This is a genomic window from Kitasatospora sp. NPDC091335 (genome assembly GCF_044757205.1).
Classification (GTDB): Bacteria; Actinomycetota; Actinomycetes; order Streptomycetales; family Streptomycetaceae; genus Kitasatospora.
The window spans coordinates 68,938-94,663 of sequence record NZ_JBIVUM010000008.1; the positions used below are offsets into that span (position 1 = coordinate 68,938).

General features: G+C 72.3%; 21 protein-coding genes. 15 read left to right on the forward strand and 6 right to left on the reverse strand.

Annotated features, from left to right (window positions below):
• Window positions 1–21 precede the first annotated feature (21 nt).
• The 3 genes from ACIQOW_RS18710 to ACIQOW_RS18720 are packed head-to-tail and all read right to left on the reverse strand — an operon-like array spanning window position 22 to window position 2,321.
• Entirely contained in the window at window positions 22–891 is an 870-nt protein-coding gene (locus tag ACIQOW_RS18710; RefSeq protein ID WP_401086085.1) for an isocitrate lyase/phosphoenolpyruvate mutase family protein, read from the reverse strand.
• Entirely contained in the window at window positions 888–1,571 is a 684-nt protein-coding gene (locus ACIQOW_RS18715) for a dTMP kinase (protein WP_401086088.1), read from the reverse strand. The genes ACIQOW_RS18710 and ACIQOW_RS18715 overlap by 4 nt, the downstream gene beginning before the upstream one ends.
• Window positions 1,572–2,321: a hypothetical protein gene (locus ACIQOW_RS18720; protein WP_401086091.1), complete on the reverse strand. Its 750-nt coding sequence runs from the start codon at window positions 2,319–2,321 to the stop codon at window positions 1,572–1,574.
• A gap of 241 nt (window positions 2,322–2,562) precedes the next feature.
• Here ACIQOW_RS18720 and ACIQOW_RS18725 point away from each other — a divergent pair, with 241 nt between their 5' ends.
• From ACIQOW_RS18725 to ACIQOW_RS18735, 3 genes are read left to right on the forward strand one after another with little or no spacing between them, the layout of a single operon-like run.
• Window positions 2,563–3,441 (forward strand): helix-turn-helix domain-containing protein, encoded by an 879-nt coding sequence (locus tag ACIQOW_RS18725; RefSeq protein ID WP_401086094.1) that lies wholly within the window; start codon window positions 2,563–2,565, stop codon window positions 3,439–3,441.
• Window positions 3,438–3,668: a DUF397 domain-containing protein gene (locus ACIQOW_RS18730; protein ID WP_401086098.1), complete on the forward strand. Its 231-nt coding sequence runs from the start codon at window positions 3,438–3,440 to the stop codon at window positions 3,666–3,668. Before ACIQOW_RS18725 ends, ACIQOW_RS18730 begins: the two co-directional genes overlap by 4 nt.
• Complete coding sequence (locus ACIQOW_RS18735; protein WP_401086101.1) at window positions 3,665–3,967, forward strand: DUF397 domain-containing protein; 303 nt, start codon at window positions 3,665–3,667, stop codon at window positions 3,965–3,967. Before ACIQOW_RS18730 ends, ACIQOW_RS18735 begins: the two co-directional genes overlap by 4 nt.
• An 80-nt stretch (window positions 3,968–4,047) precedes the next feature.
• Here the strand turns inward: ACIQOW_RS18735 and ACIQOW_RS18740 are convergent, their stop codons facing one another.
• Complete coding sequence (locus tag ACIQOW_RS18740) at window positions 4,048–4,773, reverse strand: 5-formyltetrahydrofolate cyclo-ligase (protein ID WP_401086103.1); 726 nt, start codon at window positions 4,771–4,773, stop codon at window positions 4,048–4,050.
• Between the two features lie 20 nt (window positions 4,774–4,793).
• Window positions 4,794–6,002 carry a helix-turn-helix transcriptional regulator gene (locus ACIQOW_RS18745; protein ID WP_401086105.1) on the reverse strand — a complete coding sequence of 403 codons (1,209 nt, stop codon included), beginning with the start codon at window positions 6,000–6,002 and terminating at the stop codon, window positions 4,794–4,796.
• A 602-nt stretch (window positions 6,003–6,604) separates the two neighbouring features.
• On the opposite strand from ACIQOW_RS18745, the gene ACIQOW_RS18750 reads away from it, so the two are divergent.
• On the forward strand, window positions 6,605–8,002 hold the full coding sequence (locus ACIQOW_RS18750; protein ID WP_401086108.1) for a prolyl oligopeptidase family serine peptidase: 1,398 nt from the start codon (window positions 6,605–6,607) through the stop codon (window positions 8,000–8,002).
• Here ACIQOW_RS18750 and ACIQOW_RS18755 read toward each other — a convergent pair.
• A complete protein-coding gene (locus ACIQOW_RS18755; protein ID WP_401086111.1) occupies window positions 7,980–9,329 on the reverse strand; it encodes a helix-turn-helix domain-containing protein in 1,350 nt (449 codons plus the stop codon). The genes ACIQOW_RS18750 and ACIQOW_RS18755 overlap by 23 nt on opposite strands.
• A 246-nt stretch (window positions 9,330–9,575) precedes the next feature.
• Between ACIQOW_RS18755 and ACIQOW_RS18760 the strand changes: the two genes are divergently transcribed.
• The 11 genes from ACIQOW_RS18760 to ACIQOW_RS18810 all read left to right on the forward strand — a co-directional run bounded on the left by ACIQOW_RS18760 (window position 9,576) and on the right by ACIQOW_RS18810 (window position 25,717).
• Complete coding sequence (locus tag ACIQOW_RS18760; RefSeq protein WP_401086114.1) at window positions 9,576–10,559, forward strand: hypothetical protein; 984 nt, start codon at window positions 9,576–9,578, stop codon at window positions 10,557–10,559.
• Window positions 10,560–10,629: 70 nt separating this feature from the next.
• Window positions 10,630–12,129: an amino acid permease gene (locus ACIQOW_RS18765; RefSeq protein WP_401086117.1), complete on the forward strand. Its 1,500-nt coding sequence runs from the start codon at window positions 10,630–10,632 to the stop codon at window positions 12,127–12,129.
• Window positions 12,126–13,520, forward strand: coding sequence for a glutamine synthetase family protein (locus tag ACIQOW_RS18770; protein WP_401086120.1), 1,395 nt, complete (start codon window positions 12,126–12,128; stop codon window positions 13,518–13,520). Before ACIQOW_RS18765 ends, ACIQOW_RS18770 begins: the two co-directional genes overlap by 4 nt.
• A 90-nt stretch (window positions 13,521–13,610) precedes the next feature.
• Window positions 13,611–15,125, forward strand: a complete 1,515-nt coding sequence (locus ACIQOW_RS18775; protein WP_401086122.1) for a Mur ligase domain-containing protein — start codon at window positions 13,611–13,613, stop codon at window positions 15,123–15,125.
• Between the two features lie 28 nt (window positions 15,126–15,153).
• Window positions 15,154–15,666: a helix-turn-helix transcriptional regulator gene (locus ACIQOW_RS18780; protein WP_401086125.1), complete on the forward strand. Its 513-nt coding sequence runs from the start codon at window positions 15,154–15,156 to the stop codon at window positions 15,664–15,666.
• Between the two features lie 221 nt (window positions 15,667–15,887).
• Window positions 15,888–17,807, forward strand: coding sequence for a glycoside hydrolase family 15 protein (locus ACIQOW_RS18785; protein ID WP_401086128.1), 1,920 nt, complete (start codon window positions 15,888–15,890; stop codon window positions 17,805–17,807).
• A 53-nt stretch (window positions 17,808–17,860) separates the two neighbouring features.
• Complete coding sequence (locus tag ACIQOW_RS18790; protein WP_401086130.1) at window positions 17,861–19,909, forward strand: tetratricopeptide repeat protein; 2,049 nt, start codon at window positions 17,861–17,863, stop codon at window positions 19,907–19,909.
• An 81-nt stretch (window positions 19,910–19,990) separates the two neighbouring features.
• The gene (locus ACIQOW_RS18795) at window positions 19,991–20,866 is read left to right on the forward strand and encodes a hypothetical protein (RefSeq protein ID WP_401086133.1); all 876 of its coding nucleotides are present in this window, start codon (window positions 19,991–19,993) and stop codon (window positions 20,864–20,866) included.
• Window positions 20,867–21,112: 246 nt separating this feature from the next.
• Window positions 21,113–21,277 (forward strand): FxLD family lanthipeptide, encoded by a 165-nt coding sequence (locus ACIQOW_RS18800; protein ID WP_401086136.1) that lies wholly within the window; start codon window positions 21,113–21,115, stop codon window positions 21,275–21,277.
• A gap of 127 nt (window positions 21,278–21,404) precedes the next feature.
• A complete protein-coding gene (locus ACIQOW_RS18805) occupies window positions 21,405–24,464 on the forward strand; it encodes a lantibiotic dehydratase (RefSeq protein WP_401086140.1) in 3,060 nt (1,019 codons plus the stop codon).
• Window positions 24,461–25,717, forward strand: coding sequence for a lanthionine synthetase C family protein (locus ACIQOW_RS18810; protein ID WP_401086142.1), 1,257 nt, complete (start codon window positions 24,461–24,463; stop codon window positions 25,715–25,717). Before ACIQOW_RS18805 ends, ACIQOW_RS18810 begins: the two co-directional genes overlap by 4 nt.
• Window positions 25,718–25,726: the final 9 nt, after the last annotated feature.

The following is a 25,726-nucleotide window of genomic DNA, read 5'->3' on the forward strand; positions in this document are numbered from 1 at the left end:
CCTTGTCTTCGGGGCGGGCGGCTACAGGCTGGCGCGGGCGGCGGGGTCGGCGACCTGGAGGAGGTCCTGGACGCCGGCCAAGCGCGCCGGGTCGAAGGCGCCCGTGGCGCGGAAGGTGTCGGCCGCCTCGCGCATCGCGGCCATCGCCGCCCGGCTGAGCTGGTTGGCGTAGATGATCAGCGCGTAGCCGGCGGCGCCGAGTTCGTCCGGCCCCAGCTGGGGGAAGGCGGTGGGGACGCTCACCAGCGGGGCCAGCCCCGTCCACGCCTTCGCGACGCCCAGCGCCTGCTCGCCGGAGGCGTCCTTGGAGTGCAGCAGGACCGCGTCCGCTCCGGCCGCGACGTACGCCTCGGCGCGGGCGGTGGCCTCGGCGAGCGACCCGCCGCAGATCAGCGCCTCGGTGCGGGCGATGAGCAGCATCTGCTCCCCGGCCTGGGCCCGGATCTCCTTGAGCTGCTCACGGACCAGGTCGAGGTCGGCGAGGCCCTGGTCGCGGTGCAGCGAGAAGGAGTTGGTCTTGGGGTAGGCGCTGTCCTCCAGGCACACCGCGCTGGCTCCGGCACGGGCGAGGTCCCTGGCGAAGCGGCCGGCCGTGCCGACTGCCCCGCCGGCGTTGTCGATGTCGACGATCACCGGCAGGTCCGTGGTGCGGCGCACGGCGACGACCACGTCCGCGAGGTCGCGGGGGCCGAGGATGTTCTCGTCGGGCAGGCCGAGCGCGGTGGAGACCTCCAGGCCGGACACCCACAGCGCGTCGAACCCGCTGTCGGCAGCGATCTTGGCGGCGAGCGCGTTGACGGCGCCCACCGCCCGCACCGGGCGTCCGTTCACGGCGGCGTTGTGGAGCGCCGCGGCAAGCGGCCGGGCTATCGGTGACAGGATGGTGCTCACGTTGTCTCCTTCAGGGGGAGGGCGGGCAGGAGCTGGTGCTCGCGCAGGGCGGTCCAGGCGGCGGCCAGAACGCCGGCGCGGTCCAGCGAAGCGTCGATGCAGACGATGGGGCCGAGCTTGGGGAAGGCGGCCGGGTCGGCGGCGACCTCGTCGTACGTGCGTCGTACCCGGGTCTGGACGTCCAGGACGTCCCAGTCCTCGCGCACGGCGTCGCCCGAGCGGCTCGCGGCCCGGGCCATCGCCTCCTGCGGGCTGTGCTCCAGCAGGAGCGTCAGGTCTGCCCGCACCGCGATGGAGTCTTCCAGCGCGGCGTACGTCTCCTTCGGCGGGGCATCGTGCTTGACGGCGAAGAAGGCCAGTTCCGACAGGAGCCACCGGTCGGCAACTACCGGCCGGTGCCGGAGCGCGGGCACGATCAGCTGCTCGACGGAGGCCCGCTTGTCGGCGCGCAGGGCCGCGAGGTAGCGGGTGCGGTTCGCCTCGCTGGGGCGGTACTTGCCCTCTTCCAGGTCGGCGGCGACGCTCGGGTCGAGCCAGTTGGTCGTCAGGATCGACAGCGGGGTCGTACCGTACAGGCTCTTGATGAGCTGGAACAGGCCCTTGCGCAGGGTGGTCTTGCCGGTGCCGTCGAGCCCTTCGACCACGACCAGGAAACCCGGGGGCAGACTTTCGTTGCTCATCTACTCCACCTGTCCGGCGCCGAGGCCGCTGCGGTACTTGAGGTACTGGCCGCGCCACGGGAGCGCGTTGGCGACGAGGTCCACCAGGCGCAGCTCGCCGAGGCTCTCCAAGAGGGCCGGCAGAGTCGGCTCGGTCACGATGGCCTCGATGACGGCACGGCAGTAGGCGTCCCGCATCTGCGGATTACCGTCCCCGGTGAGCTGGAGGCGGCGTCGCAGGACGCGGGTCGCGGCTCCAAGAGCGACGGCGTGGGTCGCGTCGACGAGGGTGGTCAGGGCCACGGTGTCGGTGACGTCGTCGTCGATGTGGACGTGGTGGCCGCCGCGGTGCCGCAGCACGGCGAACGCTCCGACCCACCAGGCGGACGCGGCGCAGACCGCCTCGATGCCCTGGGCAGCGGCGTCCTCCAGACCGCCGGCCGTCAGCATCTGCGCGACGGCACGGGCCGGAGCCACCAGCGGGCCGTCGTCCGTGCCACGGCCGATCTGCTGGGGAACGGTGACGAAGGGCAGGAGCCCCGCAGCCGAGACGTCCGTCACCGCCGCGTCAACCGGCGGCAGCGGCCGGCTGATCAGGGCGAGCGGGGAAGCCTGCACGGGCAGGCCGCACTCGGCGGCTCCCTTACCGAGAGCGTCCTCCAGCTCTCTCCTGTGGAGGTGGATCCGCTGGACGGCCAGCCCGTCCGCGAGCTTCTCCCAACCGTCGGACAGAGCGACCGGGCATGAGGGCGGCGGATGTTCAAGAGCCATGGGTGTCCTCTCCGAGGCAAACCGAGGGCACGCAGCGATAGCACTCCGGATTCCCGGGAGTGCACTGCGTCACATCGTTAGCGTCCCGCGCGAGATGACGTCCCGTCAAGCACGTGACTGGCAAATTGCCAGTCATGGAGCCAGTCATATGAACAGCAACGGCCGCGTACACTGTCCGCAACCGGGCGGAGGTGGCCTACCCTGACCGGACAAGGCGAGCCCCGACCTCGGAAGGGACCAGATGGCAGCGACCATCCCGAGCAGCCCGGCCACCGCGCGCAAGCAGTTCGGCTCCGACATACGGCGCCGGCGTGAAGAGCGCGACTTCACGGCTGCCGATGTTGCGACTCACCTGGGCTGCAGCATTTCCAAGGTCACCCGCATTGAGACCGGCCAGCGCAGCACCAACCCCGACGACTACGACGCCCTGATGGAGTTGTTCGACGTCCCCGAGGACGAGCGCAGCCACCTGGAGGCACTGGCCAAGCGCGGCCGGAAGCGCACCAGCATGTGGTGGGACGCCTACGCGGATGTCCTCAGCTCGCGGTACGCCGAGTTCATCCGCTATGAGCACGAGGCAGCGGCCGTCTTCGACTACCAAGTCGTATACATTCCCTCCCTCCTGCAGACCGAGGACTACGCCCGCGCGGTTACCGGGGTGGGCTTCGCTGCGCTCGGGCCCGATCAGATCGACAGCCTCGTCGAGGTCAGGATGCGGCGCCAGCGCCGCATCCATCACGAGGACGACCCCCTGCAGTTCTCGGGCGTGATCACCCAGGCCGCCCTCGAGTTCCACGTCGGCGGCCCCGCCGTCCAGGTTGCGCAGCTGCGCCGCCTCCGCGAGGTGATGGCCCTGCCCAATGTCGATCTCCGAGTGATCCCCTTCAGCAAGGGCGAGGAGGGAACGCAGACCGGGGCGTTCAGCATGTTCACCAATGAAGACCAGGAGGGCCCGGAGGCTGCGTTCGCGGAGGCGGTGACTGGTAGCGTTTTCGTTGACGATGCACTGGGTCTGCGGCGTCTGGTCCGCCTGTCCAACTACCTCACCGACGCAGCCCTCAGCGTCACCGAGAGCCTCGAACTGATCGAGCAGACCGAGAGAAAACTGGCATCAGAATGATCAACGCAGCGGAGCTGTACGCGGCCCCCCTCACCGGAACCAGCTGGCACAAGAGCACGTACACCGCCAACAACGGCCAATGCGTGGAGCTGGCCCCGATGCCGACGCTGCCGGCAGTTGCGATTCGTGACTCGAAGAACCCCCAGATCCCTCCGATCAGGACCAGCAGCCAGTCGATGTGCGACTTCGCCTCCGCTCTTCTCGCCGGCGAGCTGGTCGCCGTATGACCCATTCCCTCGGTGCCGCCAAGGCGGACCTCTACGCCCTCGATCTCAGCAACATGACGTGGCTGGCAGCACCGCGGAGCGACCCGGCCGATCGTCTGGAGGTGGCGTTCCTCCCCGAAGGCGCCGTGGCCCTCCGCCACTCTGCTGACCCCCAGGGCACCGTCCTGTTCTACGACGCCCAGGAGTGGAGGGCGTTCCTGCTCGGACTTGCCGATGGCGAGTTCGACACCGACATGGGACGTGTGCTGACCTCCGCGCGAGCTCTTCTCGCCACGGCTGCTGGGGCGTCCGCAGCCTAGGCAGAGCCTCCGGTGATCGGCAGCCACGGTCGCTGACCACCGGAGGACGGCTCCGCTCGCCTCGCAGGGGCCCGCGGAGTTCAGCCGCGCCGTGCCCGGCGCAGTGCGAGCGCCGGAATCGCGGCGATCTTGTCCTCCGGGAGGTCCTCCCACCGGATCCGACTGGGCGTACGCGGCCCGGGGCACATGATCACCTCCTCCGGGGTGACGATCACGTCGACCTTGACGTCGTGGGCCGCGGTCGGCACCTGGTCCACCACCTGGAGGCGGTGCACCGTGGTGACGATCACGGTCCGTTCGCTGATGAGTCCGGCCTCAGTCAGGAGGGCGGCCTCGATATCCGAGTAGCCGGCACCCTTGCCGATCCGGGCCCCGGTCCGGTCGACCGCGACGCTGCCCAGGACGACGACGTCGACGGGTGCCAGCTGGTCGACGTCGACGGCCGTGGTCAGGCTCGGCACCTGCCTGCGATTCGCGGCCACCGCGGGGGAGACGGTCAGGCGCGCGGGGTCCAGGACGTAGAACGGCGCGGCAGCCGCCAGCCGGGGTACGGCCATGTAGACGGTCTTTCCCTGGCTCAGGGCGAGGGCACGGACTGGTTCCTGAGGTGTGTCCGGTACCACCTTGACGATCTTGGCGGCGTGCCATGCCGGCAGGTCTGCAAGGCGGTGGGCGGCCGTCTCGGCGCCGTGAAAGGCCGGGATCCTGCCGTGCGCTGTGTCGTCCTCGACTGCCGAGGCGGCGTCCAGTGCGGTCCAGACGCGCTCGCGCAGTTCGGCTTTGTCTCGATCCTGGCTCAGGCCCACGGGTGCATCGTCTCCTTCGGTCAGGGTGCCGCCATCAAGGACAGCAGCCGGTCCTGGAGGTCCAGGACCTGGGCTTCCCGCCGCCAGGGTTTCAGTTCCCGGGCGGCGGCGAACACCAGGGTCATTCCCCCGCCGCCGCGGGTCTGCGCGAGCTCGTCGACGGCTTGGTGCAGGACTTCGAGGGCTCCGTCGACCTGCCGCTGTCGGATGAGGGAGAGGGCCAGGTTCCCCAGCACGATCGTCCGGGATTTCTGGCGGCGGCCGAGGCTTCTGGCGACGGATTCCAGCTCGTCCTGTGCCCTGCGGAGTTGGCCGAGTTCGAGGTAGCACGAGCCGGCGAGCCGACCGACCTTGTCCGGCGAGATGAGGCCGGTGGTGGAGCCGGTGTCCAGATGGGCCAGTTGTTCCTGGGCGAGGCCGATGCTCCGCTCGCACTCGCGCCTGTCTCCCAGCATGGCGCGCGCCTCGCCTGCGTGCAGGAGTGCCAGGGCCGCCAGCGCGGGGCTGACCGGTGCCGCCCGTGTTGCTGCCGCGTCGGCGAGCGCGAGGCCGGTCGTCGCGTCCTTGGTGCCGTAGAGGTCGATGTAACTCGACCGGAGGAGGGCGTGGCTCTCCAGGGCGGGGTCGTGCAGGCGGCGGGCAATCGCGGCTGCCTGCGAGTAGTACGTGCGCGCGCCGCCGTGGTCGTGTCGTTGCGAGGCGTCCCAGATCAGCTTCCCCATCAGGGTGCTGGACTCGGCCTGGAGGGTCAGTACGTCCCGCTGTTGTGACCCAGGCCGGCACTGGCGGGCCAGCTGGTCGAGGCGGGCGAGGTGTTGCCCGGCTTCGGCCAGCAGGGTTGAGGAGGGGACTCGGTCGTACCGTCGCTCGAGATCCAGGAAGGCGTCCCGCAGCACATCGGGCGATGCCGCGGTGGCACCGTCATCCTTGGCGATCTCGGCGGTATCTGTCTCGCTCCTGTTCGTCCGCCTGTCGAAGAGCGGTTCCAGGTCCCCGGCGGTGCGGCCGATCGTCTTGGCGAGCAACGGGATCTGCCACGGCTGCGGCGCCGTTTTGCGGGTCTCCCACCGGTGCACGGTCGAGCGGTCGACGCCGAGGCGTTGAGCCAGCTTCTCCTGGGTGAGGCCCGCTGCCCGGCGCCACTGGGCGAGCTGCCCGTCCCGCTTCATCGCGTTCTCCCGAACTTGGTGTTCCAGAACAGCCGCAGTCCGCAGCCAGGTTCCCTGCATGGCTGCGGCCTGATGCGTCAAATCTGCCCTGTCGCATCGCCGTTGTCTGCCGTTCCGTGTGACCCGCACAGAACAAGGCGCTCGCCGGGGGTGTGCCGAGTGCCGCTCGGCTCCGGAGCACATGGCGGCACGGGCGGGGTGCGGTGGCTCGCTGGTGGGCGGGTAGCCTACGGGCAGCCGACCGGGCAGGCCGAGAGGACCGCGATCGAATGACCGAGGACATGGGGCTGTCGCCCGCTTGGGTGGCCCGGACGGCGGTGGCCTACGACGAACTTCGTTCCGTGGGTGGGTCGCTGTGGTGGCTGCAGTCGGATCCGGATCACGGCGGCTGCCGACGAGTTGTGTGGGCCGACCGCTCGGGCAGCCCGGTTGTGGTGACGCCTCCGGAGGTACCGGTCGGCGGGGACCTCCATGCTTACGGCGGCGGCGCCTTCGCGGTCGTCCCGGACGGGCTGTGGTTCGTTGGCGGCGACGGTTCCCTCCTGCTCCAGCCGACTGGTGGCGCGCTCCAGCGGATCCTTCCCGCTACAGGGGTCTGGCGCTACGGGGACCTCGCTTCCGCGCCGGATGGTGGTCTGCTCGCCGTTCGCGGGGATGACACTGTGGACGAGATCGTCGCCGCGTCACCGGCCGGCGACGCCCGGGTGCTGGTGCGCTCCCACGGCTTCCTCGCCTGCCCCCGGCTGACGGGGGACGAGCTGGCGTACGTGGAGTGGGACCGCGGTCGGATGCCGTGGGACGGCTCCCAGCTGCTCGTGGCCGACGTGCGCTCGGGTGCTGCGGCGTCACAGAAGGTCGTGGCGGGTGGCGCCGAGGAGTCGGTGGTTCAGCCGTTGTGGGGGCCGGACGGGCTGCTGTACTTCGTGTCGGACCGGTCCGGGTGGTGGAACCTGCACCGTCTTCGTGACGGCGTGGTCGAGGCGGTCGTGCCGATCGAGGCGGACTGCGCGCCGGCTCCCTGGGAGGGCGGGTACCAGTCGTACGGGTTCGGCGGCGACGGCACGGTGGTGTTGACGGTCTCGGACGGCTTCACCACCGAGCTGCTCGCGGTCGACGACGAAGGCGGTCGGCGGAGACTCGGAGCGAACCTCACTTCCGTGAAGCCGTACGTCGCCGTCGACGGCGACGTGCTCACCGTGATCGGCTCCACCCCGAGTAGCCCGCCGGCTCTCTGGTCGATCGACCTGGGAGCGCGGCCGGATTCCCCCGCTGTCCCAGTCGGCGGCCCGCTCGCCGAGGCCCCTCTGCCCTGGACACCGGCTCCCCCGTCGGTCGAGGTCGCGGCGGTCGGCGAGCGGTCGGTGAGGTTCCTCCTGTACCGACCGCCCGGCGGAGCGCGGCCGGTGCCTCTCCTGGTCCGGGCGCACCCGGGTCCGACGGACGACGTTCCCCTTCGCCTGGACTGGACCACGCAGTTCTTCGTCAGCCACGGCTTCGCCGTCGCCGAGGTCCTCTACCGCGGCAGCACCGGCCGGGGCCGCAGCTTCCGGCAGGCACTACACGGCCACTGGGGCGACTACGACGTGGAGGACTGCGCGGTCGTCGCGGACCACCTGAGGGCGAGCGGCGTGGCGATGCCCGGTGCGGTGTTCATCAGCGGCGCGAGCGCCGGCGGTTACACGGCGCTGCAGGCGGCGTGCCTCCCAGGCCCGTTCAGTGGTGCGACGGCCACGTCGGCGATCATCGACCCCGCGCGGTGGGAGGTGTCCGTGCCGGCGTTCCAGCGTCCGCACGCCGCTGTTCTGCGGGGCCCTGCCGGTGCGGTGGAGCCGTCCCGGGTCCGTTGCCCGATTCTGGTGATCCACGGGTCGGCCGACACGATCACCTCCGCGCCGGAGGCCGTACAGTTCGCCCGGGAGCTGGCCGCGCTCGACAGCGGCCACGCCAGTCTGCTCCTGGAGGGCGGGGACCACTACCTGTCCGCGCCCGCACACCGGGAGCAGGCGCTCCGTGCCGAACTCGCCTTCTACCGGAGCGTCATGAACCGCTCGTCATCGTGACCGCCAGCGTGTCCGCCTCCGGCAGCACGGCACGGACGAAGTCGCGCAGGTCCCGCACCGGGGCGTAGTCGCCGTGGTGACGCATGTCGGCCAGCAGGCCGGCCACCCGCTCGACGCACCGGCCGGATCCCGTTCTGGCGGCGAAGGCGACGGCGTCGCGCCCGGCGGCGACCGCCTGGTCAAGGTCTGAGCTGCGCAGCCAGGTGGCGGCGAGCAGCGCGGCGTCGATCGCGCGTCGCCGGACCCGGTCCGCGCCAACGCCGTCGAGCGCGTCGGTGAGCTGAGTCCGGGCGGCCGGTGCGCGGCCGAGGTCGTGAAGGCAGTGCGCGGCCTCATCGGCAAGGTAGGCGTGGGTGAAGTAGCGAATCCAGGGCGGTTCGTCCTGCGGGTCGGCCGTGTTGAGTAGCTGCTCGGCCTCCAGGATCAGCGCGGTCGCCTCGCGCTCGCGCAGCAGTCTGGCGTTCGCGCGTGCGAGGACCGCGGTGATGGCCGCCCGGGTGGAGGGGCTCGCCGTGGTGCCGGCCGCTGCGTGGGCAGAGGCTGCCCAGCGCAGGGCGGTCTGCGGGAGTCCGCGGTGCAGGGCGAGGTGGGCGAGGTTCACCGCCACCAGGTAGGCACCGTACGCCTGGTCGTTGGTCGCGGTGGTCAGGGTCAGGGCGCGCTGGTAGTAGTCCTGGGCTCGGTCGGGGTTACCGGTGTCGACGGCCTGGTAGCCGGCGAGTTCGCAGAATCCGACGGTGAGCTGGGCCCGTTGGCGCGCGACGTGCTCGTCCGCTGCGGGTCGGTGGAGGAGGGCGTCGAGTTCGTTGTCGATATAGGAGCTGACCTGCCGCCAGTGGTGCCTGGCTCCGTGGGTGTGGTCGAGCTGACGGAACATCCCGAGCATCCCTTCGGCAACCGCGATGTCCTCGCCCGTCACCCACAGGGAGGTCGCAGCTGGTGAGGGCCTGGCGTTGACGGCGGCCCAGTCACCGATGAGCGCGTCCACCGCCGCCAACCGGCCTGAGGCCGGTTGGGGTTCCCGGGAGGCCCCGGGGCCTGGAAGGGCAGACAGCGGTGCTGTGTGCACCGCCGCTGACCCGATTCGTTCGGCCCCGCCGTCCAGCGCGGGATCGGTGACCGAGTCCCCGAAGAAGACGGATCGCATCTCGCGTTGCGAGATCTCCAGCAACCTGGCGAGCTTGTCGATCTGCCACGGGCGCGGGGTCGATGCCCCGCTCTCCCAGCGGTGGATCGTCGACCGATCCACGCTCATCAGGTGCGCGAGCTGTTCCTGGGTGTGGCCGGCGGCCCTGCGTAGCGCGGCCAGCCGCCCCCTTTGCCTCATCGCGCTCTCCCCAAGATTTTTTCGGCGACGACTTCGCAGGTCGCAGGCGGGTTTGCAACATCAACTGCAACACGATGCAACAAGTCTGCACTGTTGGGCGGCCCTTGGCCGGTGGTTCCGTATGACCCGCCGGAAATCCGGCTTCACTGATCGGGCCCCGTCTCACCGGCATCGGCCCGTCTCCACTCGGTCTCCCCGCCCTCGCTTCGGGTGCGCGCGGCCGTCTTGCCCAGGAAGGACCCGGCCATGGACGCCGTCACCGCCCTCGACCCGGGCCGGTTCGTCCAGCACCCCGCCGGCCACGACAGTGACCTGCGGATCGCCGTCGAGGAACTGCAGCAGGGGCGGTGGATGTCCGCGCACACCCTGCTGGCGCGCTCGTGGGACAACTGGCCGGTATGGACGGCTCGCACCCAGGTCCTGGCCGCCGTCTCGGCGCGCACCAACGTGCTGCACCACTGGCAGGCCGAGGCCCCGGACAGCACCGGGCTGGTGACCCTGCTGGCCCGCACAGCCGTGGACCGGGCCGTCGCCGCCGTGACGCAGCGGGCAGACCAGCGCACGATCGCCCAACTGCTGGAGCAGGCGCGGCACCTGTGCTGGGACGCCGCCTCGACCCTTCCCAAGGATCCTGTCCCGTGGATCTGCCTGCTCAGCCTGGCCCAGCTCGACCCCGGCCAGTCTCACCCCGTGCACCGGATCCCGGCACCGGACCACATGCTCCCGCCCGGACCGTGGGGGCTGCTCGCCCAGGCCCGGCGCTCCGACCCGTGGAACAGGGAGGCGTTCCACCGGATGTTGCGGTTCTGGCTCGCCCGGGAGGACAGCGGGACAGCGGGCACCTTCCTGGCGACCTTCGTCCCCGCGGCCCCGGCCGGCTCGCCCTTGTACGCCCTCCCGCTGTACCTGATGGTCGACAGCTACCGGCGCGCGCAGCGCAAGGACGCGGCGGCGTTGCAGTGGACGAACAACGAACGCGGGCGCTCCACCGTGCTTCAGGCGTACGAGAACTGGCGGGCGGCGCCCCGCGAACCGGGCCTGCGGTGGCCGGTGGTGGACGAGGGCCACCTCGCGCACGCGTTGTGGGCGATCCGCCGACCGGCCGATGCCGCCGAGGTCCTCGTGGCGATGGCCCCCTTCGTCTCCTCCCAGCCGTGGACGAGCGTCGGGGGCCGTCCCGACGACCTCTTCCGGCAGGTGCTCGCCCAGTCGGCCGCCGCCGCCCGCTGATCTCCCGCTGTCCTCCCGGTCCAACGGCCGGAGTCCGATACCGCTGACCTTCTCTTCCGGAGGCTTCCTCATGTCACGCTCTGACCAGGCCCTTTACTCCCACGCGGATGACGACCATCTGGCGGGTCTGGGGATCAAGCCCGAACTGGTGCGCAGGATGAGCGGGTTCGGGAACCTGGCCATCTCCCTGACCGTCATCTCGGTGCTCTCTGGCTGCATGACGCTGTTCGGGTTCGGCCTGGTCAGCGGAGGCCCGGCCGTGATGATGTGGGGCTGGCTGGGTGTGGGCCTCGCCGTGCTGCTGGTCGGCATGGCGCTGGCCGAGGTCACCTCCGCCTACCCGACCAGCGGGGGCCTGTACTACATGGCGCTGCGGCTGGGCGGCCCGCGCTGGGCGTGGGGCACCGGCTGGCTGAACCTGCTCGGCCTGCTGGGCGGGATCGCCGGCATCGACTACGGCGCCGCGTCCTTCATCGCCGCGTTCGCCAACCTGCAGTGGGGAGTCGAGACTTCCCCCGGCCTGGTCCTGGCGATCTTCGCCGTCGTGCTGCTGGTCCACGCCCTGCTGAACGTCGCCGCCGTGCGGGTGGTGAGCCTGCTCAACGCCGTCTCGGTGTGGTGGCACGTCCTTGGTGTCCTGGTGATCGTCGGGGTGCTCGCCGTCGTCCCCTCCCACCACCAGAGCCCCGGCTTCGTGTTCGGGCACTACGCCAACAGCACCGGGTGGTCGAACCCGGTCTACGTGAGCGCGGTCGGCCTGCTGCTGGCCGGCTACACCTTCTGCGGCTACGACGCGAGCGCCCACATGTCCGAGGAGACGACCAACGCGCGGATCGCCGCCCCGCGCGGCATCGTCCGCTCGATCTGGATATCGCTGATCGCCGGCTTCGTGCTGCTGGCCGGCCTGCTCTTCGCGGTTCAGGACTACGCGGGCACCGCCGCCGCCGACGTGCCGCCCGCCCAGGTCTTCCTGGACGCGCTCGGGACGACCGGGGCCAAGGTCCTGCTGCTGATCGTGATCGGCGCCCAGCTGTTCTGCGGCTCCGCCGAGGTCACCGCTGCGAGCCGCATGGTCTACGCCTTCTCCCGGGACAACGCCCTTCCCGGATCGGCGACCTGGCGCCGGGTCTCGCGGTCCAACAAGGTCCCGGTGCCGGCGGTGTGGCTGTCTGTGGTGGTCGCGTTCGCCCTCGCCGTGCCCTCACTGTACAGCGCGACCGCTTACGGAGCGGTGACCGCGGTCAACGTGATCGGCATGACTCCCAGATACATCATCCCCGTCTACCTGCGGCTGCGGCAGCGGGACCGGTTCGTTCCGGGACCGTGGAACCTGGGCCGGTGGAGCCGCCCAGTGGGGATCACCGCGGTGGTGTGGGTGGTCGTGCTGACGGTGCTGGTCTGCCTGCCCCAGCGCTACCCCGTGACCATCGACACCTTCAACTACGCGCCCGTCACCCTGCTGGTGGTCCTGGCGCTGGCGTGGGTGTGGTGGCGGATGGCCGGCAAGCGGTTCTCCGCCCCGGTCGTCCAGGACCCGCACCTCGCCGCGATCGAGGAGCAGATCGTATGACACCCGCGATGCGCATCCCCCGTCCTCTGAGCAGTGCCTCGGTGACATCGGCGGTCGGCCCGCTGACCGAGCTGGTGGCGTCCCGCGGCCTCGACACCGTGCTGCTGGCCACCGTCGACCCGCAGGGCAGGCTCAAGGGCAAGGAGCACGACGCCCGCACGTTCCTGCGGCGCCTGGAGTCCGGCCCGATCACCCCGGAGATGTGCGGCTACGTGCTCGGCACGGACCTGGGCATGACGCCACTGCCGAACGGCGAGTTCTCCTGGGAGTCCGGCTTCGGCGACATCGCCGTGCTGCCCGACCTCGACCACGCCCGCGTGATCCCGTGGGAACCGGACACAGCCCTCGTGCTGGCCCACCCCCTCGAAGACGGCCAGCCGCACCCGCTGTCCCCGGCCACCATCCTGGACGAACAGCTCACCCGGCTGCAGGACTTGGGATTCGAGGCGCGGGTCGGCATCGAGACCGAGTTCCTCCTGTACGAGGGCACCGTCTCCGAGGCTGCAGCGGCCGACTGGCGCGGGCTTCGCCCGGTGACCTGGGACAACCGCGACTACGCCCTCGACCGGCCGGGCCCGGCGGCCGACTTCTCCCGCTCGCTGCGCCAGGCCCTGGCCGGGGCCGCACTGCCCGTCGAGGCGCTCAAGTTCGAGAGCGCCCCGGGTCAGGTGGAGATGACCTTCCCCTACGGACCGGCACCTGCGGCCTGCGAGCAGCACGTGCTGTTCAAGCACGCCGCACGGGCGGTGGCCGAGCAGCACCGGCTGGCGGCCACCTTCATGGCCGCGCCCAGCGACGGGGTCGGCTCCGGCATGCACCTGCACCTCTCCCTGTGGAAGGACGACCAGCCGGTGACGGCCTCTGAGCAGGACGCGGGCGCCCTGTCGCAGGCGGGCGGGCAGGCGGTCGCCGGGCTGCTGGAGGCGCTGCACGAGATGGGCCCGCTGTGGGCACCGTACGTGAACAGCCACAAGCGGCTCGGCGGGCCGTTCGCGCCGTCGAAACTCGTGTGGGGGCGAGACAACCGCTCCTGCGCGGTGCGGGTCGTCGGCCACGGCCCCAGCCTCCATCTGGAGGTCCGTCTGCCCGGCGCGGACGCCAACCCCTACCTCGCCCTGGCCGCCGCCCTCGCCTCGATCCGACACGGCATCACGGGCAAGCTCGAGCCCGATACGCCCGTCACCGGCGACGCCCAGTGGGCTGACGACGCCCGGGTTCTCTCCCGCCACCCCTGGGCCACCGTCGAGCGGTTCGAGGCCAGCCGCACCGCCCGCGAGCTGCTGGGCGAACGCGTCGTCGACCACCTCGTCTCGCTCGCCTGGCTGGAGGTCGAGCACCACGCCGACCGCGTCACCGACGCGGAGCTGGCGCGCGGGTTCGCCCAGGCCTGAGCCCCGGGACGGCCGCGGAGCCACACCCCCGGGCCCGCGGCCGTCCCGGTTCCACCCCCACCACCGTTCCCCCTGCGCTGGAGACCCGCCATGGACACCTTCGTGCAACCCCAAGCGAAGACCGACACCGCGCCCGCCCCTGCCGTGCCCGACCTGCTGGTCAAGGCCCACCTGGTCGGCGTCACCGATTCCGGCATGGAGGGCCTGGCCCTGTGGCTGGCCTCCCGCGGTCTGGACGTCACCGCCAGCATCGACCGCGCCGACCAGGACAGCCCGGCCGCCGCCCGTCTGCGCGCGGCCGGCGTAGAGGCCACGGTCGGCTTCACCGCCGACAGCATCCGCAACGACCGCACGGCCGTGGTCTGGTCCGGCGTGGTCGCCGCCCCTCACCCCGAACTCGATCGCGCCCAGGCCCTCGGCGTGCCGGTGCTCGCCCGCGCCCACGCACTCGCCATGCTGTGCGCCGCCGCCGGCCGGCCGCTGGTGGCGGTGGGCGGCAGCCACGACACCGCCACCGCCGCCGCCGTCCTGGCCGCCGCCCTGAACGACGGCTCCACTGGCTGGATCCTCAACGCCCCCGCCGCCGGTACCGCCCCTGGGCAGGGCGGAGGCCAGCGCCTCGTCGTGGACCTGTGCCCCGACACCGGTACACACGAGGCCGCACCGCCGGGCTCCTGGACCCACCGCCCGCACCACCAGCATGCCTACCGCCAGCCGTCGCCCGCCCTCACACTGATCACCGCCGTGGCCGCGAACGCCCCGCACTTCGAGGACACCATCGAAGCTCTGGACGCCGCCACCCGGCTCGCCCGCAGCTCCGCAACCGTCGTCCTGCCGCTCTGGGACAAGGGCGCGAAGATCCTCCACGAGAGGCTCTGCGACCGCCCCAAGCCCGGCCCCACCGTGGTCACGGTCGGCCTCGACGAGAGCGCCGACGTGTGGGTGCTCTCCCCCCGCTGGCTCGGCGCCGAACACCTCCTCGCCCTCCGCTACCAGAGCACCACGCACCAGTTCGTCGTGGCGCTCGCAGGGCGTCACCACGCTCTGGCTGCCTGCGCCGCCATCGCCACCGCCCTGGTCGCCGGAGAGGACCCCGGGGCCATCGCCGAGCGCCTGGCTGCCTTCAAGGGCGTCGAGCGGTCCCTGACCGAAGTCGGCACCAAAGCACGGATCGCCGTGTGCGACTCCCGCGCCCGCCACCCCCAAGAGGTTGCCGCCGACGTGCAGGCCGCCCGGATGCTCACCGAAGGCAACCTCATCGTCGTGCTGGAGCCGGACGGCATCGCCCGTACCAGCGCACACGCCACCGAACTGGGCAAGGCCCTCGCCGCCGGCCGCGAAGGCGACCGCGTCGTCCTGCTGCCGGTCGCCACCCCGTTGACCGTGCCGAACATCCCCGACCCGCTGGACGCCGTTGCCGAGGCCGCGCAGCGGACCAGCGCGCCGGTTCGAGTGCGCGTGGGCCCGTGCGAGCCAAGCGCAGAGCAGCAGATCGCCGACCTCGCCGAGCCCGGCGACCTGGTCCTCGTCATCGGCACCGGCGACGCCGCCGGGCTCGGCCACCGCCTGCTGGACCACCTCAGTCGAACCACCGGCCGCCCGTGACCCCCCACCGACCATCGGAGGTGCCCCGATGAACACCGCTCTGCCCCCACACGCCCTTTCCGAACGCGAGACACGCTTGCTCGGCCACCTCGCCGCGGAGGCCCAACCCCGTACGATCACGGTCGACCCCGTCCTCGCCCTCGCCCCCGCCGACGTCGACGAGGCCGTTCGCGCCCTACTGAGCACGACGGGAACGCGCACCGTGCCGCAGCTGGTCGCCTGGGGCGCCGCTCACGGCATCGTGACCGGCCCGCACACCCCGCCCACCACTGACTTCCGGCTCCCCGGGCGCCTGCAGCGGATCCTTCAAGGATGGGTCGGCGGACGCACCGCGCCGGAACTGGCGGCCGACCTGGACGTCACCCCTCACACGGTGCGCGAGTACGACAGGGGCCTGCGCGTCCGGCTGGGTGTCCGCACCCAGATCCAGGCGAGCATCACCGCCGTCCTGGCCGGCCTGGTCCTCCTCCGCGACATCAAACCCGACTGGCCTGCCGAGCCGTTCCGCTGCGCCGTCCCACCCGGCGAACAGACAGCGTAAGCACCCCGCACCACACCCATGGCGGCCGTTCGGGCCAGGGCCGCACCCCAACAACCCAGGGAAGAGGAGGCGACCGGACCGCACCACCCAACAGACCCTCCGCACCACGCCGTTGCGCGTGATCGACCAGGTCTCCCACCACGACCAGCTCCGACTTGTCTGCGCGCCCGCACCCTCCGGCGCTCCCACTCACCAATTCCCACCCACGTCAGGACCGCTCCGTGCCCCGTGCCCTGTCCGCACCGCCGATCGAGGATCACGCCCTGCTCGGCAACACCCGCTCCGCCGCCCTCGTCACCCGCGACGGCACCATCAACTGGCTGTGCTGGCCGCGCCCCGACTCCCCGGCTGTCTTCGCCGCCCTGCTCGGGAACGAGAAGCACGGCTTCTGGCGCCTGGCACCCGCCCGCTACGACACGACCGCACCCAAGCCCTGCACACGCCGCCGCTACCGCGACAACTCCCTGATCCTCGAACAGGAGTGGGACACCCCCAGCGGCTGCGTGCGCATCATCGACTTCATGCCCGCCCCGGACGACCACGGCCGAGCCCCCGCCCAGATCGTGCGCATCGTCGAGGGCATCAGCGGCACCGTCCGCGTCGCCTCCCAGTTCCGCCCCCGCCCCGGCTACGGCTCCCTCGTCCCGACCGTCCACCGTGCTGAGCACCACGGCCGGGCCCGCCTGACCGCGACCCTCCTGCGGGACACCTACGTGCTCGACGGCCCCCGCCACAGCCCCGGCGCGGTCGGCAGCAGCCGAGCCGACTTCGAGGTCACCGCCGGCCAGAAGGTCGTACTCGCCCTCACCTGGCAGCCCTCCCGCATCCCGGCTCCGCAGGTACCCGACGGCCATTACGAACTGGCGCGCACCGTCCAGTGCTGGCAGAACTGGTCCTCCAGCTGCACCTACCAGGGCCCGCACCACAACGCCGTACTTCGGGCCACGGTCGCCCTGCGGGCGATGTGCCACATGGACGGCGGGATCACCGCGGCGCCCACCACCTCGCTCCCCGAGGAGATCGGCGGCGAGCGCAACTGGGACTACCGGTACGTATGGCCGCGTGACTCCGCGCTGGCCGCCGCCACCCTGGCCCGCCTCGGCTTCCTGGAGGAAACGGGCGCCTGGCGCGACTGGCTGACCGGCACTGTGGACCCCGACAACCTGCAGGTGCTGTACACGGTCGACGGCAAGCCCCCCGTGGACGAAGAGGTCCTGAACCACCTGCCCGGGTACGAGCGCTCCCGGCCGGTGCGCATCGGCAACGCGGCCCACGGCCAGCTCCAGCTCGACGTCTACGGCGAGGTGGCCGACGCCCTGCTGGTCGCGGAGGACGCTGGCCTCAAGCCCGACCCGGCTGCCGACAGTCTGCTGCTCGCGCTGGCCGAACAGCTGGAGCAGCGCTGGCGCGAGCCCGACGCGGGGATCTGGGAGGTCCGCGGGCCTCGGCGCCACTTCACCCACTCCAAGGTGCTGTGCTGGGTGTTCTTCGATCGCGCCGCCACCCTCCTCGCGCGCCGACGCACCGTCTCCAAGGCCATGGTGCGCCACCTCCAGCAGGTGCGCGACGAGATCCACGCTGATGTGTGCGAGAACGGGCTCGACCCCGAGCGCGGGGTGTTCACCCAGTACTACGGCGGCCAGGACCTGGACGCGGCGCTCCTGCTCATCCCCGTCCTCGGCTTCCTGCCGGGCGACGACAAGCGGGTGATCGCCACCGTCGAGACCATCCAGCGTGAACTGTCCACCCCGGAGGGCCTGGTCCACCGCTACCTCACCCATGACCGGGAGGGCGTGAACGTCGACGGCCTGGCCGGCCATGAGGGTGCCTTCGTTCCCTGCGCGTTTTGGCTTGTCGACGCCCTCCACGCTATCGGCTACCACGACGCCGCCGGCGAGTTGCTCAGCCGGCTGCTGGTGCTGTGCAACGACGTTGGGCTCCTCGCCGAGGAGTACGACCCGGTAGCCGAACGCCAGTTGGGGAACTTTCCGCAGGCCTTCAGCATGCTCGCGCTTGTCGACTCCTGCCTCGCACAGCAGCAGCACCAGGCGGTCACGCTGCCCACCCCGCGCGGGCCCGCAGCAGCCGAACCCGGCACCGGGGCGGCGTCGCCCGCCCTCACCGCAGTGGAGACGCTGTGACCCACAGCTCGGTGAGCAACACCATCGGCGGCTCTTCCCAGGTTCGCGCCTCCGTGCAGGCACGCGATATCCAGACCATCCACTTTCATCCCGAGCGGCGGGCCTGGCCCGTCCCCCGGCAACTCCCCGCTGTGCCGCGCGTCTTCACCGACCGCAGGGAGGCGCTCGCCTTCCTGGACACGGCACTGGCCTACCCGCCACCGACCACCGCGCCGGTCGCGGTGATCAGCGGCCCGGACGGAATCGGGAAGCGCACACTCGCTGCCCGTTGGGGCCACCAGGCAGCCGGCCGGTTCCCGGACGGCCAGCTGGTCGCCCGGATGCGCGCCGCCGGTCGCCCGGCCCCGGTCGCCGAGGTGACCCGGGGCTTACTCCGAGCGCTCGGCCTCGGCGAAGGCGAGGCGTTGCCGTGGCACACCGAGGAACTGCTGGCCCTGTGGCGGTCGGTGAGCGCCACCCGGCGGCTGCTGGTGGTGCTGGAGGACACCAACGCGGCCGAGCAGGTCCTTCCGTTGGTGCCCGCGAGCCCACAGTGCGCGGTCGTCGTCACCAGCGCGGCCCCGCTGCCGGCCCTCGTCGCCGCCGGTGCACACCTCCACCGTCTGGAGGCGCTCGCGCCCGAGCACGCCCTGCTGCTGCTCGGCCGGATCGTCGGCGAACAGCGGATCCACGCCGAGCCGCAGGCCGCCGCCGCGTTGGTCCTGGCCTGCGGCGGCATCCCACTCGCGGTCGGTCTCGCGGCCGGGGAGGCCGTCCTCGACCCGGCCCGGCCTCTCAGCGAGCACCCAGTGCTGGCCCCACCCACAACCGCGGAGGCCGTCACCATGACAACCGGCGTCGTCTACGGATCGCTTCCCGAGCCCGAGGCCCGGATGCTGCGGCTCCTGGCCCTGCTTCCGGCACCCGACTTCGACGTGCTCACGGCCGCTGCCGCAACAGCGACCCCGGTCGTCCAAACCGCTCAGCTGCTCCAGGACCTCACCGCCCGGTACCTGCTGGAACGCACCGGCCTGGTCGCCGGACGCGGCGAGGTCTACCGGCTCCGGGCCGCCCTGCGCGACCAGTTCCGCGCTGCCGCTGTCGGCACCGACTCGACCGAGACCCGGACCATGGTCGTCCAGCGCTACCTGGACGTCCTGATCGCCACCGCGCACTCCACTGTCCAGCAGCTCACCCCGCACCACCGTGTTCTGCCCCGGCAGTACCGCCATCTGCCCAGCGAGCCGATCCGCTTCGACTCCGACCGCAGCGCCCTGGCCTGGCTGGAGAGCATCGCGCCTGCCGTCCAGCCCACCCTCGACGCCGCGCGCGAACTGGGCGAGCACCAGGCGCTCGCCACCCTGGTCCACGACCTCTGGCCCCTGTTCCATCGGCTGCGCCGGCTAGACCTGAGCGTCGTCGCCCACAAGCAGGGCCTGCGCTCCGCCCTGATCTGGGGCGAGCGCATGGCGATCCGTGAGATGACCACCACCTTGGCGCTCGCCCTGAAAGGCACCGGCCAGCTGGCCGAGGCCGGCCAGCGCTACCAGGAAGCCCTCGACCTCGCGAACGCCGACGAGGACCGCAGGGGTATCGCCCAGTGCACGATGGGCATCGGCGCCTGCCTGTGGGCCGGCGAGCGGTATGCCGATGCGGTGACCCACCTCAGCGAGGCCGCCCGCATCTACCACGACCTCGAGGACCTCCGCGGCGGCGCACTGGCGGACATCCTGCTCGGCTCGGCCGCCGCCCGCCAGGGCAAACCCGACAACGGGGTGGCCCTGCTCTCGGGGGCCCACGCGAGTCTGACCCTGCTCAAGCCGCCCGACCCACTGAACGAGGGACGGGCCCTGGCCTTCCTCGGCGAGGCCCACTCCCTGGCCGGACGGCACGACCTCGCCGTCACCGCCCTCACCGAGGCCCGACAGATATTCGAGGATCTCGGCCACGCCCACTGGCTCGCCCACACCATCGAGCTCCTCGGTCAGGACGCCGAGCGTTCCGGGGCGCAGGAAGCGGCGCTCACCTGGTACACGGCCAGCCTCGAGCAGTACGCCGCGCAGGCCAGCTTCCGAGACATGGAGCGCCTCCGCGCCCGGCTCTCCACACAGACGAACCAGTGACCGACGAACGTCGGCCCCGCGCACCGCCGATCCCCGCATGCTCCGCCAAGCTTCCGTGCTCCTGCTCACGCCAGAAAGATCATGACTACCTTCGAAATCCTCAACGGTGCCGGCGCTGACGGTGACCAACTCGCCGGCAGCCTGAACGACGCCCTCTGCACGGCCGCGCCGATGGTCGAGCGGATCTCCGGCATGCCGTTGCCCTCGCACGTGACGGTGCGCCTGCTCGATGTCGCGGCGAGCCAGGCGCTCTCGGTGGTGCACCTGGGGCTGGTCTACGGCATGGCGGCCGAACGCCTCGACACCGAGGAGGCGTTCGACCTGGCCGGGAAGCTGGCCGCCACCGCCGGCTCCAGGTTTCGGATGTTCGAGCGGATCACGTGGCCCCTCCAGCTCGGCAAAATCCTCTACGGGCCGACCGGCCCGGAACTCGTCGTCGTGCCAGCCGCGCACCGGGCCGCGAGGACCTCAACGCGCCAGCAGACCGTGGTGATGGGGCACGAACTGACCCACCTTGCCCAGCTGGAGCTGTGGCCCGACATGCTCACCGCCGGCCCCCGCCTGCGGATCAAGGCCAAGCTGACCGGTCAACCGACGAAGTCGTTGCCAGTGATCGCGCCACTGTTCGAGGGACATGCGCAGTTTGTTCACCGCGACCTGGCCGCCGAGCTGTGTGGGGTACGGGCCCGGCGCCGACTGCCCGGCGAGGCAGCGCCCACGCTGCGCTACCGGGCCACGGACTGGCTCGGCGCCGTCCCGCCGCTGAGCATGGTCCGCGCCATCTACGACCGGGGCGAGAAGTTCGTCAGCGCCGTTATGGACGCCGGAGGCCGCTCGCTGGTCCACGGCCTGTTCACCGACGAGGGTTCCCTGCCCCTCCTGCCGGAGCTGCTCAAGCCGGAACTCTGGCTGGCCCGCCACCACCCGGTCCCCGCCCACAACGCGCACGACCAGTAGACCCGCCTGGCCGCTCGTCGGCAATCCAGCGAACCGGAGCCATGCCCGGCAGAGCCGGACGCCCCGGTTACGCCGTACCCGGTCACCGCGACCGGCCGTGACGCCCCGCGCGCACGGCCGACCGGTCGCCTCCCGTGGACGTGCCAGCCACGGGAGGCGTGGTCGCCTCACAGATTCCTGGTGATACGGGGTGCAGTTCCGCACCCCGACGCCAGGTCCCGCAAGGGAAAAGCACAGGAGGAACCCATGGCCCGTCAGATCACGGCCGCGACGCCGGCCGCCCCGGTGGCGGTCGACGAGTTCGACCTCGACGTGACGCTCGTCGAGCGGACCGACGCCGCCAGCCTGGAGGTGCTCACCGACGACGGCTGCGGCAGCACCTGCGGCGCCTGCACCACCGGCTTCCACTGATCGACCCGGTGGTGCCGCCGGACGAACTCCCGTCCGGCGGCACCACCGCCCGGCCAACATCCCGACTACCACCGAGGTCCCCCAGATGCGCCGCTCCGCCCGGCCAGCTGATTACCGCGCCGCCGACGTGGCGCTCGTGCGCGCTGTCGCCCGTCCCGATCTACCCGTCCCAACCTGGCCGGACCTCACCGTCACCGGCCCCGCACCGGCCGCCGCGCAGGTCGGCTGGCTGCGCGAGGTGTGGGCCGACGATGACACCGCCGAGGCACTCACCCTCGCGAGCCCGGCCCTGGCCCGCCAGGTCGCACAGCTGGTCTCCAGTGAGCAGCCGGCGCCGCGCGAAGTGCGGCGCGCTGCCCTGTCCACCGCCCGCTACCTGATGCGCGCGGCGGGGCGGCCGACCCCTTTCGGGCACTTCGCCGGCGTCCAGGCTGCGACCTTCGGGCCCGGTGCCGACGTGCGCTGGGGCGCCGATCACCGCATCGTTGTGCGGGCCTCCGCCGGTTGGCTCGCTCCGTTGATCGAGCAGCTGGAGCGCATGCCGGCGCTGCTTGAGCGGCTGATGGTGGTGGCGAACAGCAACGTCCTGGTGCGCGGCGACCGCGTGGTGGTCCCGCACCAGCCGCTGGAGCGCCCCCGGGGCGGAACGGGCGCAGTGGAGGTGAGCCTGCGCCTCACCAATTCGGTCGCGCTCACCCTCGCCGCAGCCCGACGGCCAATCCCGTTTTCGATTCTGGCTCTGCGTCTTTATGACGAGTACCCGAGCACGCCCCGCGCGCGGATCGACGGCCTGCTGGCCGACCTGGTCGCCCACGGTGCGCTGATCACGAGCCTCCACGCTCCGGCCACAGAGCCGGACCCGCTCGGCCGCCTGCTGGCCGACCTGGAGCAGTCCGGCGCCGACGAGGTCCCGGAGGCCGCCGTGCTGCTCGCCGAACTGCGCGCCGCCGACCGCGTGATCGGTGCCCACGCGCAGGCGCCCAGCCGCGCAGCCCGTGCGGAGATCATCCAGGTGATGACCGCTTCGGGTCGGTCCGGTTCAGCGGATCGGCCGGTGCTGGCCGTGGACTTGCGCCTGGACGCCGATCTCGTGCTGCCCCAGGCGGTGGCCGAGGAGGCCGCGAGGGCGGCCGGTCTGCTCGCCCGGCTCAGCCCGCTGCCATACGGGTCGGCGGCCTGGCGCTCCTACCACCAGGCGTTCTACGAGCGGTACGGCCGGGGCGCGCTGGTGCCGCTGTTGGACATGGTCTCGGACGCGGGGATCGGCTGGCCCGACGGCTATCCCGGTGCCCGGCCGGCCGAGCCCGCACGGTTCGGCGAACGCGACGAGGTCCTGGCCGCGGTCGCCCAGCGGGCCGCCCTCGATGGCCAGCGCGAGGTTGTCCTGGACGACCGGCTGCTGGACGCGCTCGACCTCGGCCCCGCCGAGGGGCCGCGCCTGCCCCCGCACCTGGAGATCGTCGCCGCCGTCCACGCCGCCAGTCGGCAGGCCCTGGACCGGGGCGAGTTCTGGCTGGAGGTCGTCTCCGTGGCCCGGGCCGCCGGGGTCTCCACCGGCCGCTTTCTCCACCTCCTCGACCCCCAGCACCAGGACGCCTTCGCCGAGGTGCTGACGAGTCTGCCAGCCATGGACGACAAGGCGGTCAGCGCGCAGCTGTCCTGCCCGCCGCTGGATGCGGCGACCGGGCACGTGGCCCGCAGCATGGCGACCGGGCAGCTCGTTGTCAGCCTCGCCGAGCACCACCCGAGCAGCGAGGGCGTCCTGCGACTGGAGGACCTGGCGGTGGGCTGCGACGGGCGCCGGATGTACCTGGCCGACCCCCAGCACAGCCGCCGGATCGAGCCGTCCGCCACCCACGCCCTTAACCTACGCACCCACACCGCGCCGATGGCCCGGCTGATCACCGAGCTCTCCCGCTCTCAGAGCGCGCAGGTCACCGCCTTCTCCTGGGGCGCGCTCCATGCCCTGCCGTTCCGGCCCCGGCTTCGGCACGGCCGCGTCATCCTCTCTCCTGCCACTTGGCGGCTTGCCGCCGCCGAGCTCCCGCCCGCTCGGGCGCCGTGGGAGCAGTGGGAGAAGGCCCTGCTCGACCTGTTGGGAAGGCTCCGGGCACCGCGGCGGGTGCTGCTGGCCGCCGACAGCCAGGGCCTGCCGCTCGACCTGGATCACCGCGGCCACCGCGTGCTGCTGCGCTCCCACCTTGCCCGCGCGCCGCACGCCGTCCTGATGGAGACGCCGGCCCCGGCCGACCTGGGCTGGGCGGGCGGCCGGGCGCACGAGATCGCCATCCCGGTCACCGCCACCCGGTCCCCGGCCTGGCCCCGTCTGCCGAAGCCCGCCCCCGCGCGGGTCCTCCGACACGCCCACGGCGACGCCCCGGGCGCCTCGCGGGTCCTGCTCGCCTCGCTGTACGGCGACATCGACCGCCAGGACACGGTCCTCACCCGGCACCTGCCCGACCTCCTGGAACGCCTCGGCCAACCTGCTTGGTGGTTCGTGCGGTTCCGTGACCCCCGCCAGCACCTGCGGCTGCGCATCGCGCTGCCCGGCCCCGAAGCGTTCGGCCCGGCCGCCGCCGTGATCAGCGCCTGGACAGCCGAACTCCACCGGGCCGGGCTGCTGTCCGAGGTCGTGTACCCCACCTCGTACCCGGAGTACGGCCGTTGGGGCACCGGCCCGGCGTGGGCCGCCGCCGAGCACGTCTTCCGCACCGACTCCGCCGCCGTCCTCGCCCAGCTGTCCCTGCCCGACCGGCCCGAGCGCCTCGCGCTGCTGACCGCCCACGCCATCGCCATCGCCTCCGGCTTCACCGGCTCACCCTCCGCCGGGCTCCACTGGCTCATCCGCAACGTCCTCGCCATGCCCCCCGCCGCCATCGCCCGGCCCCTCTTCCGCGAGGCCGTCCGACTGGCCGACCCCGCAGGCGACTTCGCGGCACTGCGCGAACAGCCCGGCGGCGCCGCGATCGTGGACGCCTGGGCCGACCGCCACCAGGCCCTCGACGCCTACCGGTCGTTCTTCCCCCACCTGTTCACCCCCGGCATCGCCCCGGACGACGTCCTCGGCTCGCTGCTCCACTGCTCCTACGCCCGCGCCCACCGCATCGACTTCGACGACGAGGCCAAGGTCCTCTACCTGGCCCGCGCCGCCGCCTTCGCCCGCCTCTCCCGCGACGGTGGCCTGTGACCGAGCACCCCGCCCTCCAACTGTCCAACCGGATCGCCGACCTGCTCGCCGACCCCAACAAGGCGCCGGAGCAGTGGACTTCGCGCCCCCAGTGGCGCCAGTCCCTGGCCACCGGCGCCCCCGGCATCGCGCTGCTCCACATCGAGCGCGCCGCCGCCGGCCGGGGACCATGGGAACCGGCACGCGCCTGGCTCGCCGTCGCGGCCAACAACCAGGTCACCAGCGGGCAGGACAGCCACCCCTACTACGGTGCCCCCGCCCTGGCCCACGTTCTCGGCTGCGCCGCCCAGGCCCGGCCCGGCTCCTACCAGCGGGCCCTCGACCACCTCGGCCAAGCGGTCGCGGCCGACGCGCAGCGCCGCTGCGAGGCGGCGCTCGCCCGGATCGGGGCTAGCGAACTCCCCGCCCTCGCGGAGTTCGACACCATCCGGGGCCTGGCCGGCCTCGGCTCCGTGCTACTGGACCGGGCGCCGGACGGCGAGGCGATCCGCGCCGTCCTGGCCTGCCTGGCGCGCCTGACCGACGACGTCAAGCACGATGGCCAGGTGCTGCCAGGCTGGTGGACCCTCAGCGGACCGTCCGGCAAACCGGACGACCACTTCCCCGGCGGGCACGCCAACAACGGCCTCGCGCACGGGATCGCCGGCCCACTCGCCCTCCTCGCCCTGGCCCTGCGCCGCGGAGTGGAGGTGGACGGCCAGCGGACAGCGATCGACACGATCCTGGCCTGGCTGCAGCGCTGGCGCGACCGCCACACCTGGCCGTACTGGATCACCCCCGGACACCTGGCCGGCACCGTCCGAAGGCCGCTGGCCCCGCAGCGGCCGAGCTGGTGCTACGGCACCGCCGGAATCGCCCGCGCCCAGCAGCTCGCCGCCCTCGCCCTCGGCGACACGCGCCTGCGCCAGGACGCCGAGGACGCCATGGCCGCCGCCCTCAACGATCCGCTCTCGCTGGCCGCGACCACCGACCTCTCGCTCTGCCACGGCTACGCCGGGCTCGCCCATATCGCCCACCGCGCCGCCACCGACGCCACCGTGCGCAACGCGGCCCGGCTGCGCTCGGCCGCCGACCTCCTCCTGAACACCTCCCACCCGCCGCGCACCGACCCCGACGCCCAGGCCCGACGGCTCCTCACCGCGACCGGGCCCGCCTTCCTCGAAGGCGCCGTCGGCACGGCCCTCGCGCTGCTCGGCCCCGCCAGCGGCACCGCCCCGGTGACCCGCTGGGACGCCTGCCTCCTGACCGCCTGACCAAGGACG

What these genes read in the sequence shown, in the direction of transcription:
- ACIQOW_RS18775 (WP_401086122.1), top strand. Translation starts at nt 13,611, where the DNA reads ATGGACACCTTCGTGCAACCCCAAGCGAAGACCGACACCGCGCCCGCC.
- ACIQOW_RS18760 (WP_401086114.1), top strand. Translation starts at nt 9,576, where the DNA reads ATGGACGCCGTCACCGCCCTCGACCCGGGCCGGTTCGTCCAGCACCCC.
- ACIQOW_RS18765 (WP_401086117.1), top strand. Translation starts at nt 10,630, where the DNA reads ATGTCACGCTCTGACCAGGCCCTTTACTCCCACGCGGATGACGACCAT.
- ACIQOW_RS18725 (WP_401086094.1), top strand. Translation starts at nt 2,563, where the DNA reads ATGGCAGCGACCATCCCGAGCAGCCCGGCCACCGCGCGCAAGCAGTTC.
- ACIQOW_RS18745 (WP_401086105.1), bottom strand. Translation starts at nt 6,002, where the DNA reads ATGCAGGGAACCTGGCTGCGGACTGCGGCTGTTCTGGAACACCAAGTT.
- ACIQOW_RS18730 (WP_401086098.1), top strand. Translation starts at nt 3,438, where the DNA reads ATGATCAACGCAGCGGAGCTGTACGCGGCCCCCCTCACCGGAACCAGC.
- ACIQOW_RS18800 (WP_401086136.1), top strand. Translation starts at nt 21,113, where the DNA reads ATGGCCCGTCAGATCACGGCCGCGACGCCGGCCGCCCCGGTGGCGGTC.
- ACIQOW_RS18770 (WP_401086120.1), top strand. Translation starts at nt 12,126, where the DNA reads ATGACACCCGCGATGCGCATCCCCCGTCCTCTGAGCAGTGCCTCGGTG.
- ACIQOW_RS18755 (WP_401086111.1), bottom strand. Translation starts at nt 9,329, where the DNA reads ATGAGGCAAAGGGGGCGGCTGGCCGCGCTACGCAGGGCCGCCGGCCAC.
- ACIQOW_RS18735 (WP_401086101.1), top strand. Translation starts at nt 3,665, where the DNA reads ATGACCCATTCCCTCGGTGCCGCCAAGGCGGACCTCTACGCCCTCGAT.
- ACIQOW_RS18780 (WP_401086125.1), top strand. Translation starts at nt 15,154, where the DNA reads ATGAACACCGCTCTGCCCCCACACGCCCTTTCCGAACGCGAGACACGC.
- ACIQOW_RS18795 (WP_401086133.1), top strand. Translation starts at nt 19,991, where the DNA reads ATGACTACCTTCGAAATCCTCAACGGTGCCGGCGCTGACGGTGACCAA.
- ACIQOW_RS18720 (WP_401086091.1), bottom strand. Translation starts at nt 2,321, where the DNA reads ATGGCTCTTGAACATCCGCCGCCCTCATGCCCGGTCGCTCTGTCCGAC.
- ACIQOW_RS18715 (WP_401086088.1), bottom strand. Translation starts at nt 1,571, where the DNA reads ATGAGCAACGAAAGTCTGCCCCCGGGTTTCCTGGTCGTGGTCGAAGGG.